Origin of the sequence: Pseudoclavibacter sp. VKM Ac-2867 (assembly GCF_015351275.1) — a bacterium.
In the GTDB taxonomy this organism is placed as follows: domain Bacteria; phylum Actinomycetota; class Actinomycetes; order Actinomycetales; family Microbacteriaceae; genus Pseudoclavibacter.
In genome coordinates this window covers 192,508-208,152 of the sequence record NZ_JADKSL010000005.1, presented here as the reverse complement: position 1 = coordinate 208,152, position 15,645 = coordinate 192,508, and the positions used below count along the sequence as shown (strand labels likewise).

The 15,645-nt window shown below is 68.6% G+C and carries 12 protein-coding genes; 4 read left to right on the top strand and 8 right to left on the bottom strand.

Annotation, left to right across the window (positions count from 1 at the left end; translation table 11 throughout):
- Window positions 1-456: 456 nt before the first annotated feature.
- Window positions 457-1,452: a stage II sporulation protein M gene (locus ITJ67_RS07365; RefSeq protein WP_194677186.1), complete on the bottom strand. Its 996-nt coding sequence runs from the start codon at window positions 1,450-1,452 to the stop codon at window positions 457-459.
- A gap of 16 nt (window positions 1,453-1,468) precedes the next feature.
- On the opposite strand from ITJ67_RS07365, the gene ITJ67_RS07360 reads away from it, so the two are divergent.
- Window positions 1,469-2,335, top strand: coding sequence for an RDD family protein (locus ITJ67_RS07360; RefSeq protein ID WP_160072599.1), 867 nt, complete (start codon window positions 1,469-1,471; stop codon window positions 2,333-2,335).
- 154 nt (window positions 2,336-2,489) lie between these two features.
- On the opposite strand, the gene ahcY is transcribed toward ITJ67_RS07360, so the two are convergent.
- Genes ahcY through ITJ67_RS07345 form a run of 3 tightly spaced genes read right to left on the bottom strand, consistent with a single transcriptional unit; the run spans window position 2,490 to window position 5,653 of the window.
- On the bottom strand, window positions 2,490-3,962 hold the full coding sequence (gene ahcY, locus ITJ67_RS07355) for an adenosylhomocysteinase (RefSeq protein WP_194677185.1): 1,473 nt from the start codon (window positions 3,960-3,962) through the stop codon (window positions 2,490-2,492).
- Between the two features lie 45 nt (window positions 3,963-4,007).
- Window positions 4,008-5,450, bottom strand: coding sequence for a phosphomannomutase/phosphoglucomutase (locus ITJ67_RS07350; RefSeq protein WP_160072603.1), 1,443 nt, complete (start codon window positions 5,448-5,450; stop codon window positions 4,008-4,010).
- Window positions 5,447-5,653 carry a DUF3499 family protein gene (locus ITJ67_RS07345; protein ID WP_082774968.1) on the bottom strand — a complete coding sequence of 69 codons (207 nt, stop codon included), beginning with the start codon at window positions 5,651-5,653 and terminating at the stop codon, window positions 5,447-5,449. The genes ITJ67_RS07350 and ITJ67_RS07345 overlap by 4 nt, the downstream gene beginning before the upstream one ends.
- Window positions 5,654-5,688: 35 nt before the next feature.
- On the opposite strand from ITJ67_RS07345, the gene ITJ67_RS07340 reads away from it, so the two are divergent.
- The gene (locus tag ITJ67_RS07340) at window positions 5,689-6,150 is read left to right on the top strand and encodes a hypothetical protein (RefSeq protein WP_181057986.1); all 462 of its coding nucleotides are present in this window, start codon (window positions 5,689-5,691) and stop codon (window positions 6,148-6,150) included.
- Between the two features lie 22 nt (window positions 6,151-6,172).
- Here the strand turns inward: ITJ67_RS07340 and ITJ67_RS07335 are convergent, their stop codons facing one another.
- The 4 genes from ITJ67_RS07335 to manA all read right to left on the bottom strand — a co-directional run bounded on the left by ITJ67_RS07335 (window position 6,173) and on the right by manA (window position 12,670).
- Entirely contained in the window at window positions 6,173-7,657 is a 1,485-nt protein-coding gene (locus tag ITJ67_RS07335; protein ID WP_160072605.1) for a DUF5719 family protein, read from the bottom strand.
- Window positions 7,644-10,622, bottom strand: a complete 2,979-nt coding sequence (locus tag ITJ67_RS07330; protein WP_194677184.1) for a glycosyltransferase — start codon at window positions 10,620-10,622, stop codon at window positions 7,644-7,646. Before ITJ67_RS07330 ends, ITJ67_RS07335 begins: the two co-directional genes overlap by 14 nt.
- Before the next feature lie 171 nt (window positions 10,623-10,793).
- Window positions 10,794-11,111 (bottom strand): WhiB family transcriptional regulator, encoded by a 318-nt coding sequence (locus ITJ67_RS07325; RefSeq protein ID WP_104242955.1) that lies wholly within the window; start codon window positions 11,109-11,111, stop codon window positions 10,794-10,796.
- A gap of 227 nt (window positions 11,112-11,338) precedes the next feature.
- Entirely contained in the window at window positions 11,339-12,670 is a 1,332-nt protein-coding gene (gene manA / locus ITJ67_RS07320; protein ID WP_194677183.1) for a mannose-6-phosphate isomerase, class I, read from the bottom strand.
- A 236-nt stretch (window positions 12,671-12,906) separates the two neighbouring features.
- On the opposite strand from manA, the gene ITJ67_RS07315 reads away from it, so the two are divergent.
- Window positions 12,907-14,094, top strand: a complete 1,188-nt coding sequence (locus tag ITJ67_RS07315; protein WP_160072611.1) for an acyl-CoA dehydrogenase family protein — start codon at window positions 12,907-12,909, stop codon at window positions 14,092-14,094.
- A gap of 78 nt (window positions 14,095-14,172) precedes the next feature.
- On the top strand, window positions 14,173-15,645 hold the full coding sequence (locus ITJ67_RS20235) for an O-antigen ligase family protein (RefSeq protein ID WP_194677182.1): 1,473 nt from the start codon (window positions 14,173-14,175) through the stop codon (window positions 15,643-15,645).

Here is a 15,645-nt window from a genome sequence, read left to right as displayed (position 1 = left end):
TTACCCCCTCCAAAGGAAGAGGCACGGGATCAAATTGGCATTTGACATAGTGCACGCTGTTGAGTTCTCAAGAATCGAGCGCTTCCCTCTTCAAGCCTCACGGCCATCTCTAAGGAGCAATCGCTTGCACTGCAAACCCCGGACAAGAAACACGGACCGTGAGCATGAAGCTCATCCTCCGCACAACCAACTGGAAGAACCAGAGGCCGACGATCTTGCTACCCGGTGAGGCAGGAGTTCCGAGTGTAGATCATGTTGCTCCAACTTGCAAGAACAAGTGGCAGATGCTGATCTTTCTTTCGGACTGTCCGGCCCGTGCGACCCGCTCTCGCGTTTCGCTCCGTTGGCCTGACGAGTGATTACATTACGCAGTGACCCCGCGGCACACAACTCGGGGCACATCCCGGGCGTGTCGAGTCAATCGGCACGCCGCCAGAAGCATCACCGGCACTGGCGTCAGCCTGCGTAGACCCGCCGCGCTCCGCCGTCGAACTTCTCGAGTGCGCCGGTCTCGCCGGCCCGGACCGCGCGACCGCCGAGCCACAGCGCGTAGACGAGGTAGAGCGCGAGGGCTGCCGCACCGATCCCGATCTTCACCGGCCACGGCCAATCCTGCCTCGTCACGAACCCCTCGACCAGGCCGGAGATGAACAGGAAGATCGTCGTGCCGATCGCGACCACGATGAGCGCACGGCCATCGTCGGCCAGCGACTGCATGCGCGTCTTCGCGCCGGGGGCGACCCATGCCCAGAAGATGCGAAGCCCAGCTCCCGCCGCGACGAACACCATCGTGAGTTCGAGCAGTCCGTGAGGCGCGATCCAGAGGAAGAACACGTCAAGGTGCCCGTGCGCGCCGAGCACCGCCGCGCTCTGTCCGAGACCGAGCGCATTCTGCACGAGAACGACCGGCACCCACAGGCCGGTGATGCCGAATGCAATGCACTGCGCGGCGATCCACGCATTGTTCGTGAAGACCCTCGCAGCGAAGCTGGATTCCGAGAACTGCGAGTAATAGCCGACGAAGTCCTCTTCCGCGTACTGCTCCAGCGCGGCCTCGGAACCGAGGAATCCGAGGATCTCCGGGTTGGCCGTGATCCACCAGTAGCTGAGCACCGCCACGAGCAACGTGAACACCGCTGCACCGAGCGTCCACCACCGGACGCGGTAGAGCGCAGCGGGCAGGGCGAGAGTGAAGAACGTTTCGAGGACCAGCAGGATGTTGCGCCCTGCCCCAGTGAACCGGCCCCGCGCCCGCGACAGCTGCACGGACAGGAACTCTCCCTCGCGGGTCTCGCCGTAGCTTGTTCGCAGCGCCGAGAGCTCCGTCGACGAATCCTGGTATCGCGTGATGAGCTCGTCGATCTCGGCGCCGGTCAGGTTCCGGTGCCGAGCCAGCGCCCCCAGGCGCCGCCAATCCGCCGAACGGGCGGTTGTGAGAGCTTCAAGATCCATCTGTTTCAATACTGCCATGGCCACTCAGACGAGACCACGGGAACGCCTGAGCGTCAGCGACGAGCAGCTTGTCGCCGGCGAAGGCGTGCATCTGGACGTGAGGCCAGCGGGGTTCGCGCTTCGCGCGGCATCGGCCGCCCTTGATGCGCTGGTCTACCTGCTCGGATACGTCGGCCTCCTCATCCTGACCATGACGGTCCTCTCGAGCGACGACTTCCCGTTCGCCATCGATGAGGCACTCATGAGCGCCATCGCCCTCTCGCTTCTTGTCGTCTGCCTCGTCATCGCTCCGTGTGTCGTCGAGACGCTCTCGCACGGTCGATCGGTCGGAAAGCTCGCCACCGGGCTGCGCATCGTGCGCGACGACGGGGGCGCGTCAGGCTTCCGACAGGCACTTATCCGCTCCCTGCTCGGATTCATCGAGCTGTACGGCACCTTCGGCGGCATCGCCATCATCACTGGCCTCGTCAACGGCAGGGCCAAGAGACTCGGCGACATCTTGGCGGGCACGACCTGCCAGCGCGAACGTGCGCCGAAGCTCAGAAGCCACCTCGGCCCGATGCCCCCGCAGCTCCTCGCCTGGGCCGGGATCGCCGATGCCGGGAGGCTGCCGGACCGAACCGCTCGCCGGATCCTGGACTACCTCGACCAGGCTGCGCATCTCACCCCCGCGCACCGGGACCGAGCCGCTGGAGAGATCGCGCGCGAGACGCTCCCCCACGTGCACCCGATCCCCGACGTCGACGCCGACACCTACCTGCGAGGTCTCGCCGTGCTGCGCCGCGATCGGGAGCTCGCCGCGCTGTCCGCGATCGGCCGGCGGGAGACGGCGCTGGCCCCCACGCTGAACGGCATGCCCCACTCGTTCCCGGACCGAGGCTGAGCCGCGAGTCCTGGCTCGGGTCCCGAGGCGGGCCGGATCCGGATCCGGATCCGGATCCCACGGCGTACTGCAGCGCGAACAGCCGCAGCCCGCCAGGGTTCTCCCCTGGCGAGCTGCGGGCTCTCGCGTGCCGGCGACGCTCGGCGGGCGACGCTCAGTACCGGTAGTGGTCGACCTTGTACGGGCCGTCGACGGCGACGCCGATGTAGTCGGCCTGCTCGGGGGTCAGCTCGGTGAGCTTCACGCCGAGGGCGTCCAGGTGAAGACGCGCGACCTGCTCGTCCAGGTGCTTCGGCAGCACGTGGACACCGAGAGGGTAGGCGTCGAGGCGCTGCCAGAGCTCGAGCTGCGCAAGTACCTGGTTCGTGAAGGAACTGCTCATCACGAACGAGGGGTGACCGGTCGCGTTTCCGAGGTTCAGCAGACGCCCCTCGGAGAGCACCAGCAGCGAACGCGAGTTCGGGAGGCGCCACTCGTGCACCTGCGCCTTGATCTCGACGCGAGTCGCACCCGCGAGGCCCTCGAGCCCGGCCATGTCGATCTCGTTGTCGAAGTGCCCGACGTTGCCGACGATCGCCATGTGCTTCATGCCGAGCATGTGCTCGAGGGTCAGCACGCTCTTGTTGCCCGTGCAGGTGATCCAGATGTCCACCTGGTCGAGGACGTCCTCGACCTTGGCGACCTGGAAGCCGTCCATCGCGGCCTGCCAGGCGCAGATCGGGTCGACCTCGCTGACGATCACCCGCGCGCCCTGGCCGCGAAGGGCTTCGGCCGCACCCTTGCCGACGTCCCCATAGCCGACCACGAAGGCGGTCTTGCCGCCGATGAGCACATCGGTCGCGCGGTTCAGCCCATCGGGGAGTGAGTGGCGGATGCCGTACGTGTTGTCGAACTTCGACTTCGTCACCGAGTCGTTGACGTTGATGGCCGTGAACTGCAGCTCACCCCGTTCAGCGAGCTCGTACAGGCGGTGCACGCCAGTCGTCGTCTCTTCCGTGACGCCGCGCACCTCGTCCGCGATGCGGGTGAAGTGGCCATCGTCGACGGCGAGCGAGGCGCGGATGGTGTCGAGGACAACCCGCATCTCGACGCTGTCCGCGTCACTCGCGTCACGGACGGCTCCGGCCATCTCGGCCTCACGACCGAGGTGCACGAGCATCGTCGCATCGCCGCCGTCATCGAGGATGAGGTTGGGGCCGACGGCACCCTCGGCGCTCCAGTCGAAGATGCGCGAGGTGCACCACCAGTACTCCTCGAGCGTCTCGCCCTTCCAGGCGAACACGGGGATGCCCTTCGGCTCCTCGACCGTGCCGTTGGGACCGACGGCGACGGCAGCGGCGGCTTCGTCCTGCGTGGAGAAGATGTTGCAGCTGGCCCAGCGCACCTCGGCGCCGAGGTCGGTGAGGGTCTCGATGAGCACCGCGGTCTGCACCGTCATGTGCAGCGATCCGGCGATGCGTGCGCCAGCGAGCGGGTTCTGTCCCGCGTACTGCGCCCGCAGCGCCATGAGCCCAGGCATCTCGATCTCGGCCAGACGGATCTGGTGGCGCCCCGCCGGCGCGAGGGCCAGATCTGCGACGACGAACGGACGTTCGGTGGAGAGCTCGATACCTGACGTTGGTGCCATGACTGCTGCTTCCTTGTTACGGGTGTGGTGGATGCTGCGGGTCTGCTACTCGGCCCGGATGAGGCCGAGCACCTGGTCGCGCAGCGACTGCAGGCGCGCCTCGTCCTTGGCCTCGGCGTTCAAGCGCAGGAGCGGCTCTGTGTTGGACGCGCGCACGTTGAACCACCAGAAGCCGGTCTCGTCGGAGCCGCGGACCGTGAGGCCGTCGAATTCCTCGAACTCCGCGATGCTCGCGAAGGTGTCGACGATACGCGCGAGCGCTGCCGGCACGTCGGCGACCGTCGAGTTGATCTCACCGGACGCGAAATAGGGGTTCTCGAGCCCGCCGATCTCCGAGAGCTGCTTGTCGGAGCCGCCCACGGCTGCGAGCACGTGCATCGCCGCGAGCATGCCGTTGTCGGCACTCCAGAAGTCGCGGAAGTAGTAGTGCGCGGAGTGCTCTCCGCCGAAGACCGCATTCGTGGCGGCCATCTGCGCCTTGATGAGCGAGTGACCGACCTTCGTCTGGACGGCCTTCGCGCCTTCCTGCCTGATGGCCTCGGGAACATGACGCGAGACGATGAGGTTGTGCAGGATGGTCGGCTCGGTCTCGCCGGCTTCACGGACGCGCGCGATCTCGCGGCGCGCGACGATGGCGGTCACGGCGCTCGGCGAGACGGGCTCACCCAGCTCATCGATGAGGAAGCAGCGGTCTGCGTCGCCGTCGAAGGCGAGGCCGAGATCGGCGCCATGCTCGATGACGGCGGCCTGCAGGTCGACCAGGTTCTTGGGGTCGAGCGGGTTGGCCTCATGGTTCGGGAACGTGCCGTCGAGCTCGAAGTACATGGGGATGATCTCGAGTGGCAGGGCTCCGAGGCCAGCCGCCTCGCCGAGCACGGCAGGGACCGTGAGGCCACCCATCCCGTTGCCGGCGTCCACGACGATCTTGAGCTGGCGGATGCCCGAGAGGTCGACCAGTTCGCGCAGGTAGGCCGCGTAGTCGGCGAGCACGTCGATGCGCTGCTCCTCGCCCGGCTGCTCGACAGCGGCGATGCCCTCGTCGAGGAAGGCGGCCGCGCGATCGCGGATCGCGGAGAGGCCCGTGTCGAAGCTCAGTGCCTTGGCACCGGCGAGCGACAGCTTGATGCCGTTGTATGCGGCGGGGTTGTGGCTGGCCGTGAACATCGCGGCGGCCGCATCGTATCGGCCCGAAGCGAAGTAGTCCTCGTCGGTCGAGCAGAGCCCGATGTGCGTGACGTTCGCGCCCCTCGCGGTCGCGCCGCGAGCGAAGGCCGCCGCGAAGCCCGGAGAGGAGTCGCGCATGTCGTGGCCGACGACGACCGTCTGCCCGGAGAGCGCGAATTCGTCGACGAAGCCAGCGCCGAGCGCTGTCACAAGCGACTCGGTGAGCTCGCTGCCGACGAGCCCCCGAACGTCGTAGCTCTTCACGACACCAGAGAGAGAACCCCGCTCGTCAGTCGATGCGGGTGCGATTGCCACAGAAGTCATGAACCCAAAACTACCGGACGCATCATGCTCCAGCCCTGCGGTGGCGTCGAGCGCTCAGCGTGGCGCGCACACAGGTCGTAGCTGTGGGGTTCGGCAGCGATCGCAAGCGGGCCGATGACGGCGAGCTTGTCCTCGTAGTCGAACGTCAGGGTGTACTCCGCCTTGCGGGTGCACGCGACTCGTGAGCATGGTCGATTGGACATCGGCGCAAGTCTACGCCGGGCGTAAACTCGCAGGCATGCCACGTCGCCGCCGGGAGAAGAAGTCCGAGAACGCCAGGAGGCAGGCCCGCCCTGAGCGGGGCCTCGCCCGCGGCAGGCACGGCAGGGGCATCCGCTCGAGTGTCGCCGGACCGTACCTGCCGATGCTCACCGGTCGGGTGGTCAGGTTCGAGAACCACGTGGCCGACGCGATGAACTACCTGCGCGCAGCCAACCCTGAGCGACTCGCGAATGTGCAGGTCGATATCGCGAACGTGCCGAAGACACTGCAGCATGCGGATGGCATGGACCGTTGGCACGTCGAGTCGCCGAACCGCATCATCCTGTACCGGGTCGCGATAGATCGCCTGGCGCGATTGCACTGCGAGGACCCGGTGCACTACCGGATGCTCGTGGAGCGGTGCGTGCTGCAGGCCGTCGCCGAGCTGCTCGGCTCCGACCCGTGGGACATCGCGCCGGAGCGCTTCGGCGACGAGTGAGCTCCCCCGCCGCCTGCGCGTCTCAGCGGTAGACGGTGATGACCTCGGCGAGCGGGTTGCCCGCATAGCTCGGGATCGCGGCGAGCTGGCCGTCGCCCGCGTAGGCGAGCTGGACCGAGACCCGGTCGAGCCCCTCGAGCCGGTACTCGCGCGACGCCTCGACGTCGATGGAGGTCGTGCCGTGCGCCGGAATCGTGACGGCCGTCTCCGTGCCGTCCTCCGCGACCAGCGTGGCGGTCTTCTCGACGCCGTCGGCGTCGGCGAGCTGCAGCTTGGGAGACGGGCCGTTCGGCACGGCGACGACCTGGCTGTCGCTCAGGACTGGGACAGGCAGGTACCAGGCCAGGTCCGATGCTGTGGCGGTCGCCGTGGTCTGCGCGGCGGCGACGACGGGGTTGCTCGCCTCGATCTCGAGCGTGTACTGGCCGATCGGATAGCCCGTGAGCGGGATCTCCGTGGTCCGTCCGCCCTCGATGGTGAGCGAGATCGGCTCCAGGGCGACGCCGGCCGCGTCACGCACGTCGACGGTGAGCTCCGTCTGCTCGTCTCCTGGCGCGAGGACCCGCAGCGTCGCGCCGCGCTCGAGCACCAGCGTGCCCTCGGCTTCCGACGCGGTGCTCGTTGAGGGGACGCCGACGATCGAGAGCGAGGTGCTCGGCGCATCCTGCGCCCCGATGATCTCGATGCCACTCGGCGTCGCGCCTGAGGTGCGGGTCTGGTGCAGCGTCGAGATGATGCTTCCGGAGACGGCTTCCACGTGCACGACCAGATCGCCCCGATCGGGCGCGACTCCCTCGAGGCTCACGACCTCCCGGCTGCTCGCGGGCACGACGATCTCGCGGATCGTCGGAGCCTGCACGACGCCGTCTGCCGTCGAGACCGTGACGCGAACGTCAGCGGCCTGGTCTGCGGAGTTCACCATGACGAGCTGCGTGCTGCTGCCCTCGGCTGTGCTGCCACCCACCAGCCACTGCTCCGCGGACGGCATCCGGCAGGCTGTCGCCGCGAAGCCCCCGGCCGAGGGCTGCGCAAGTTCAAGCGTCTGAGCCGCAGCGAACGCCGTCGGCGACCCGTCCTCGGTCAGTCCCGGCACCGTGAAGCGCACGGGCGCGAGCGCCTGCTGCTCGTCGGCCGCAGGGGTGGAGGCGACGACCGGCTCGACCTCGAGCCCGTCCTCGTCGCCCGCGAGCCGGATGCTCGTGGTGCCCAGCGTCGCCGGGAGCGTCGGGTCGTCGGTGGCGAGCCCGAGCAGCGTGAGGGGACCGGGGCACACCCGATCCTGTGCGCTCGCGACAGGACTCACGAGGACCGAGTTCGCGGAGGCGACGACGACGCCCTCGGGCGCCAGCTGCACGGCGGCGACGACGCCACCGACCGCGACGAGAGCGGCGCCGACGCTCAGGACACGCCACACCGGCCGCCGTCCGTGCCGCTTTCCGGGCGCCTTGCGCGCCGCGTCGTCCGCGGCACGCGCCTCGGCGATCACCTTCGACTCATCGAGCGTCATGGTCGCCTCCCCGTGCACCTGTGCCGAGCACATCATCGTCGTCTTCGAAGTCGTCGACCGTCAGCGCGGTGACGTCGCGCCGCAGCATCCGCTCGTCGCTGCCGTCCGTCCCGCCGTCGAGGTCATACCACGGGCGCCCGCTGGTCTTCTCCCGGCGCCGAACGTCGGCGGCGCGCGCGCTCAGTCCACCGGTCGGAAGGGCCGCGAGGAGCGTCAGGGCGAGGAGCACACCCTGCACGATGAGCATCGACCGGCCGAGCGTGGTTCCGGTGTTCGCGGTATCGAGAGGACCGGAGACACTCGGGTCGGTCGGCTCGAGGGTCGGACCGACGACCTGCCACAGGGTGCCGAACTCCGTTGCGCCGGCCGGGCGCAGACCGAAGTTCGCGTCAAGGGAGGAGACCAGGCGCCCCTCCATGGTCGCGGCGTCGCTCCCGCCCTCCGGGACAAGCAGGTAGCTGATGCCGAGCGCGTGCAGCTCCTCCGTCGGGCGGTATGAGGAATCCGAGGCGAAGTTCACGGCCAGCTCGGCCAGACGCTGGTCGCCTGCGGAGAAACCGACGCTCGTGGTGCGCAGCGTCGACTGCGAGTCCAGGCTGTCGCCGGTGCCACGCTCGAGCCGCACCTCGACGGCGCCGCTCGCGAGCGGCGCGATCACGAGGGTGCCGACCTCGTCAGAGGCACGACCCTGCGCATCGACGATGGCCGGCAGCGATCGGCCGTCGCCAGCACCGACCAGCGCATCGCCGCGCAGCAGTGCCGTCGCGGGAAGAGCAGCCAGGAGCACGATGCCGACCAGCGCGAGACCGGCGAAGACGTGCGAGAGGCGGGGGCGGAGCGCGCCGAGCGTCGCCGCGGCCGAGATCAGGGCGCCGAGCCACATGAGCGACTGCGCGCTGCCGGGCCACAGCGAGATGCTCTCGACTCCGACGTGCGAGAAGCCGAATCGGCTCGCCGCCGCCGCGGTCACGAAGCCGAGGAGCAGCAGCTGCAGGCCGAAGAGCGACGCACGCCAGTTTCGGCTGCCAGGGGCGAGCAGCGCCAGGAGGAAGAGCGGAGCCACCAGGGCCGCAGCGACGATGGGGACAGCAGGGGAACCCTCGAGCAGCCCGCCAGCCCAGCTGGGGTCAGCGAGCAAGGACCCGGGGAAGCCGAGGAGCATCTGCCACGCATCAGGAGCGGTGCTCGCGAGCGGGACGCCGGGGTCCGCGAACAGCGCGAGCGGGCGCCCCCGGTTCCACTGCGCGACGGCGAGTGGCGCGAACAGCACCAGAGTCGGGACCGCGGTCAGCAGGCGCTGGACGAAGCCCCGCCCGCCGATGACGAGCCACACGAGCCACACGATAGCGATAGGGAGAGCCAGGATCGGGGCGGATGCGATCGCGATCGCCGCGAGCAGCCCCGTCGCAGCAGCGCGCGACCAGTTCCTCGACGCGCTCAGCGCGGAGAAGATGAGCCAGGGGAGCACGAGGTGCGCGATGACGGCGGCGATGCGCCCTTCCGCGAGCGCGACGACGAGCGGTGGCGCGAGCATCCACGCGAAGGCGGCGAACGCCCGCAGCCCGGCCCGGTTGGTGAGGCGCGCCACGAGGAGCCATGCCCCCATCGCCGCGAGCGGGAGTGCGAACAGCCACAGCAGCACGATGCTGAGGCTCGGGTGCCAGAAGGTGAGGGTGCCGAGCACCGCGAGCACGTAGGTGAAGGGGTCGGCGACGCCGAAGGCGCCGTCCCCCACATCTCGGACCCCGTACCCCGTACGCCCCCAGAGCGTGCCGACGGAATCCGCCAGCGGCAGGAGGCCACCGCCTGAGAGCGTCGACTGGCCGATGAGGGACAGACCGAGGCCGAGTCCCAGGACGGTCGAGACGAGCAGGACCCAGAGTCCTCCGGAGCCGACGAGCGAGTACCTCTCGCGCTCCTCGTGCGTGAGGGCACGCAGTTCCTCGCGCTGCAGACCGAGCGTCTTCTGGTTCTCCTCGGCGCTCACGAGCAACGGCTCGATGACGGTCCATGGCTCGGTTCGCGTCTTCGCGAACTGGGCCCTCGAGCGGGCGGCCCCGGTCTTGCCGAACGTCACCCGCGACGCTGAGCGGAGCTCGGCGAGGATACGGCGCGGGCGCTTGCGCACGAGGTGCCAGATGCCCTTGAGCAGAGCGATCGGGATGAGCAGCAGCCGCAGGGCGCCGAATGCCGCCGCCGGGGTCTTCGTCAGGCTGCGGTGCACCCTGGCGGTGTCCCTTGCCGCTTCCACCGCTGAGGCGCTCATCCCGGGGTTCATCGCGGCTGTCCCTGGCGCTTCGGGATCGCAGGCGACTCGAGCGGAGGGGGTCAGCAGCACGCGGCCGCCGGCAAGCCACACCCGCGTGCAGAAGTCGAGCGCGTCATCGACGGCGGGAAGGCCGGGGTCGAAGCCCTCGAGCGCAAGCCAGGGCTCGCGACGAACCAGCATGCCACCGGCCGCGACGCCGAGGACGTCCGAGTCTTGATCGAACTGCCCCTGGTCCAGCTCGTCTTCGCGAAGGCGCAGGCTCTCGCCGTTCTGCAGCATCGACTGGCCGAACTCGACGAGCGTCGCAGCGTCGTCGCTGCGGACGAGCTTTGGCCCGGTCACCTCGAGCGAGGGGTTCCGCTCGGCGGTGGCGAGGAGCTGCTCGAGGGCATCGTGCTCGGGGGCGTTGTCAGCGCTGAGCAGCCAGAGCCAGTCGCCCTCCGACTGCAGCTCCTGCTCCTCGAGGACGGCAACCGCCTCGGCGACGGCAGCACCGAACGTCGTCTCGGTCTCCAACGTCAGCAGGATGTCGGGTTCGGCAGCGCGCATGACCTCGAGCGTCGAGTCCGTCGACGCGAGATTCACCATAACGACGCGATCCGGGATGCGCGACGATCCCTCGAGCGCGGCGATGGTGCGCTCGAGCGAGCGCGACGCATCTCGCGCGACAAGGATTGCGGTGACTCCGGGACGCATTGAACGAATGGTATTCGGCTCCCCCGAGCGATGCCGCATTGCGAGCGGCAAGCCGCGAACACGCGCACCCCGGTATCGCCGAGGGACACACGAAGGGCCCCGTCCGACCGAAGTCGTCACGGGGCCCCACCAGCTTGGCGTGTTCGGTTGCGGGGACCGAGCGCTCAGCGATTATGCGAGCTTGCGCAGCTTGCGTCGCTCGCGCTCACTCAGCCCACCCCAGATGCCGAAGCGCTCGTCGTTGGACAGCGCGTACTCGAGGCAGTCGCTCCGGACCTCGCAGGAGTCGCAGATCCGCTTCGCGTCACGCGTCGATCCGCCCTTCTCCGGGAAGAAGGCCTCTGGGTCGACCTGCGCGCACAGCGCGTCGGCCTGCCACGCGAGCGGGTTGTCGTCGCCGACATTCCTTCGAACTCCTGGGACGCCGAGGTTGACCGGGTCGACATACCAGTCCTCCGGAACCGAGGGGTTCCTCCCTGGAATTGCCATATCACGTTCTCCCCACGTTACTTGCGGGCACCTGCCCGCGCGTCGGAATCATTACATCGTTGTAATTCACCCCGCGTCAAGTCGAAAGCCCTCAACACTAAGCCCGGTCTTGAGACTTTTCGGAGAAGCCGCGCGCGATTCGCGACGGCGTGTCGCCGAGGATCCCCCGCGAGGTGGGGGCTCGCCGGTCGCGTGGGCTGACAGACCCTCGCGACGAAGATTCTCAGCTAGTCGGCGTGTCGCATCGGCACCGTGTCGCGCCGGTCGAGTCCCGGCCCGGCCGCGAAGAGGTCGACGGAGCCGACGACGCGCACCGGCAGCTCATCGGGCGTCACGAACACGGACTCGCCCGCACTGATGGTGGCCGTCGACTTCGCCCCCTCGAGACGGGCCTCGCCCTCGAGGCAGAGGAGCATCGTCGGACCGTCGAGGTGAATGGTCTTCACCGCTTCGTCCGGGCCAGGAACGACCCGCACAAGGCGGAAGTCGGGAATCTCGGGCCGGTACTCCTCGACACCCTCCTGGATGCGCGTCGCGGCGATATACGGCGGCGGAACCGGGGCGAAGTCGAGCCTCGCGAGCAGCTCGGGGATATCGATGTGCTTCGGCGTGAGGCCGCCACGCAGCACGTTGTCCGACGCGGCCATGATCTCGATTCCGAGGCCCCTGACATAGGCGTGCATGTTGCCCGCGGGAAGGAAGATCGCCTCTCCCCTCCTGATCGTGATGTGGTTGAGCAGCAGCGCAAGCGCGATGCCGGGGTCACCCGGATACATGCGAGCCAGCGTCGCGATGATGCCCCGCTCCCGAGCGAAGCGCTCGGACTGGTCCCCGGACTCGTCACCCGCGAGCGCGACTCCGGACACCGCAGCCACGAGATCACCGACGATGTCACCACCTTCGAGGAGCCAGGTCACGAGGGACCGCAGCTCCTCCCCCGTGGACAGCGACGCGGCCCGAGCCTCGAAGTCCGCGAGCGCGGCGCGTCCTGCCGTCGACTGCTCAGCGGCCGATTCCGCTCGACGCGCGAAGTCGCCGACGACCGCGGCGACCTCGGCGAAGTCACGGAACCCGGCAAGCGCATCCATCGTCTCGCTGAGTGCGAGGAGCATCTCGGGCTTGTGCAGCGGATCCTTGTAGTTGCGCTCCGGCGCACTGAGGGGAATGCCGGCCTGGTTCTCTCGTTCGAACCCGAGACGCGCGTCAGTGAGCGTCGGATGCACCTGCAGCGAGAGCGGGGCCGCGGCGGAGAGCACCTTCAGGAGGTACGGCAGCCGTGGGCCGTCACCCTCGCGCAAGCCCATGGCGTAGCGGCCGAGCGCGGCCACTGGAGCCTGCTCGATCCAGGCATCGAGGGTGGCGGCGCCGCCCGCGAGCTCGGGGTCGACGATGCGACTCGGGGCACCGGGATGCGCGCCCAGCCACAGCTCGGCCTGGGGCACTCCCTCCCAATCGGCGTCGTCGAGGGTGCAGGCGCCGGTCGTGCCGAGCAGCTGCGAGATCGATCCTGGCGCACCCCAGGCGTAGTCACGGGGGGCATTCTTCAGTGGCAGAAACATCACGCGAAGGCTACCGAATCTCACCGCCTCTGTGGGAGCGGTGCGGCGAACTGCAGGGCAGATACAAGACCCCGGCCCCGAACCGCGACCGTCTTAACGGATTCCGCCAAGACGCTGGCGCGAGCATGGCGACGCTTCGTAGGCTCGCGGAGCGCTCGCTTCGCTGCCGCAGCCGGTGCCGCCGGTCCGACGATCGCGGAGCGCCTTCCACCCGCGCGACTCGGAACAGGACGGTCATGGACGACAACGAACTGCAACTTCTGCCAGGCGACTTCACGGGGCTCGAGGCCGAGCTCTCGGCCGAGGAGAAGGGACTCATCGCCAAGCTGCGCGACTACCTCGAGCGCGACGTGCGACCCGTCATCGACGAGCACTGGGAGGCCGCGACGTTCCCGACCGAGATCGTCAGGGGACTCGCCGATGCAGGCGTGATCGGCCTCGCCTTCGAGGAGACGCGCCCGTTCCCGAACTCCGCCGTCTTCCGCGGGTGGACGGCCCTCGAGCTCGCCAGGGTCGACGCCAGCGTCGCCACCTACGTGGGCGTTCAGAACGGCCTCGCTCTCGGGGCCATCGGCCTGTGCGGCTCCGACGCCCAGCGTGAGCGATGGCTTCCGGCACTCGCCTCGGGCGAGCTCATCGGAGCCTTCGGTCTGACCGAGCCGGGCTCCGGCAGCGACTCGGCCAGAGGCCTCACCACGACGGCAGAGCGAGTCGGCGATGAGTGGGTGCTGAACGGCGCGAAGCGATGGATCGGCAACGCGACGTTCGCCGACATCGTCGTCATCTGGGCCAAGGACGTCGCAGACGGCCAGGTCAAGGGCTTCGTCGTCGACACCTCGCTTCCTGGGTTCACGGCCACCAAGATCGAGCGCAAGGTGTCGCTGCGCATCGTGCAGAACGCCGACATCACACTCGATGGCGTCCGCGTCCCCGCCGACGCGAAGCTGGAGCACGCCAACTCGTTCAAGGACACCGCCACCGTGCTGCGCCAGACGCGGGCCGAGGTCGCCTGGCTCGCGACCGGCATCGCGGTCGGCGCCTACGAGGCCGCGCTCGCGTACGCGAAGGAGCGAATCCAGTTCGGCGCTCCCATCGCCGCAAGGCAGCTCATCCAGGAGCGACTCGTCGACGCGCTCGGCCTCATCACGTCCAGCATCACGCTCTGCGTGCGCATCTCGCAGCTCGGCGATGCCGACGCGCAGAAGGACGAGCACTCCGCACTCGCGAAGGCCGTCGCGACGGGCAACATGCGCAAGGTCGTCGCTCTGGCCCGCGAGGTGTGCGGCGGCAACGGCATCGTCGCCGACTACGGAGTCGGCCGGTTCTTCGCCGACGCCGAGGCAATCTACTCGTATGAGGGGACCAGGGAGATGAACACCCTCATCGTGGGCAGGTCGATCACCGGCCACGCAGCCTTCGTGTGAGCACTCCTCCTGCACGCGTCCGGGGCCGCATGCGGGGCAGAGGACCGCGGGCGTCCGCAAGTGAGCGAGAATAGGCCGGTGAGCTCCACCCGAACCCCCGCAGAATCTGCCGCGACCGAGCGCGCCCCCTGGCGCCGATTCCTCGCGCAGGTCCCAGGCAGTCCCGGGCTCACCGCATTCGCGACCTTCACGTTCTTCACCGCCTTCGCGGGCGACTTCTGGCGGAACCTGATCACCTGGTACGGCTTCGGCGCGGTCGCCGCGATCATCGTCGGCGGCTCCATCTGGCTGCTTGCCAGCAAGAAGCCCCTGCCGAAGATCATGCACCTCCCCTCGGCGCTCATCGCGTTCGCCGCCTGGTGCGCGCTCTCCATCATCTGGTCGATCTACCGCCCCGAATCGCTCCTGGGATTCGGCATCCAGCTCGTGACGGCGATCGTCGCCCTCGCGCTCGCCGTGTCCCTGACGAAGCCGCAGTTCCTGCGGGCCTTCAGCGCGGCCATGCGGTGGATCCTCGGCCTCTCCCTGGCCTTCGAGGTCTTCGTCGCCCTCTTCTTCCCCGGCGGGGTGCTCCCCCTCGCGCTGCTCATCCCCGGCGAGCTCGAACGCGTGACCGGCATCCCGGGCGCAACGGCCGAGACCGTCCCCGCCGCGTTCCTCTGGAGCCAGGGCCACATCTTCGCCGGCAGCGCCATCCAGGGCATCCTCGGCAATCGCAACCTGCTCGCCATGGCCGCCCTGCTCTGCGTCATCGCGGTCGCCGTGCAGTGGTACGCGAAGCAGATGAGGCGCTGGCCCGCCGTCACGTGGATCGCCCTCGGCCTCATCGCGATCCTGCTGTGCAAGTCGGCGACCGTCTTCGTCGGCTGCGCGGTCGTGCTGCTCGCCGTCGCACTCGTCTTCATCGCGAGGCCGCTGAGCAACGCGCAGCGCTGGGGCATGTACGGGGCCGTCTTCGCGATCATGCTCATCATCGGCTGGGTCGTGCTGCAGTTCAACACGCAGCTCTTCGGCCTCATCAACCGGTCGAGCGATATGTCGGGACGCGGCGACATCTGGGCGGAGGTCGGACGACTCGGCAGCGAGCACTGGCTGACGGGCATGGGCTGGATCAGCTACTGGGCACCGTGGGTCGAGCCTTTCAAGGGGCTCCTCGTCGTCGACGGAGTCCACTTCCTGCAAGCTCACAACGCCTACCTCGACGTCTGGATGCAGACGGGTCTCATCGGCGCGTTCTTCTTCGTCGGCATCGTGCTCTCGACCCTCATCCGCACGTGGTGGCTCGCCGTCGATCGGCCGCAGACCGACGCGAGCGGCCCGCGGGACTTCCCGCCGACCGCCATGCTCGCGTTCCTCCTCATGGTGGCGCTCACCGTGCAATCGCTGACGGAGTCGAGGCTGCTCGTCGAAGGCAACTGGCTGCTGCTCTGCTACCTGGCTATCTACTCGAAGCTGCGCATCCAGGACCTCCCGGCGCTGCCGAGGCGCACCATCTCCACCAAGACCGGCCCGCTGCCCATCGTGGAGCGCAACAAGCTCGAAGGCCTCTGA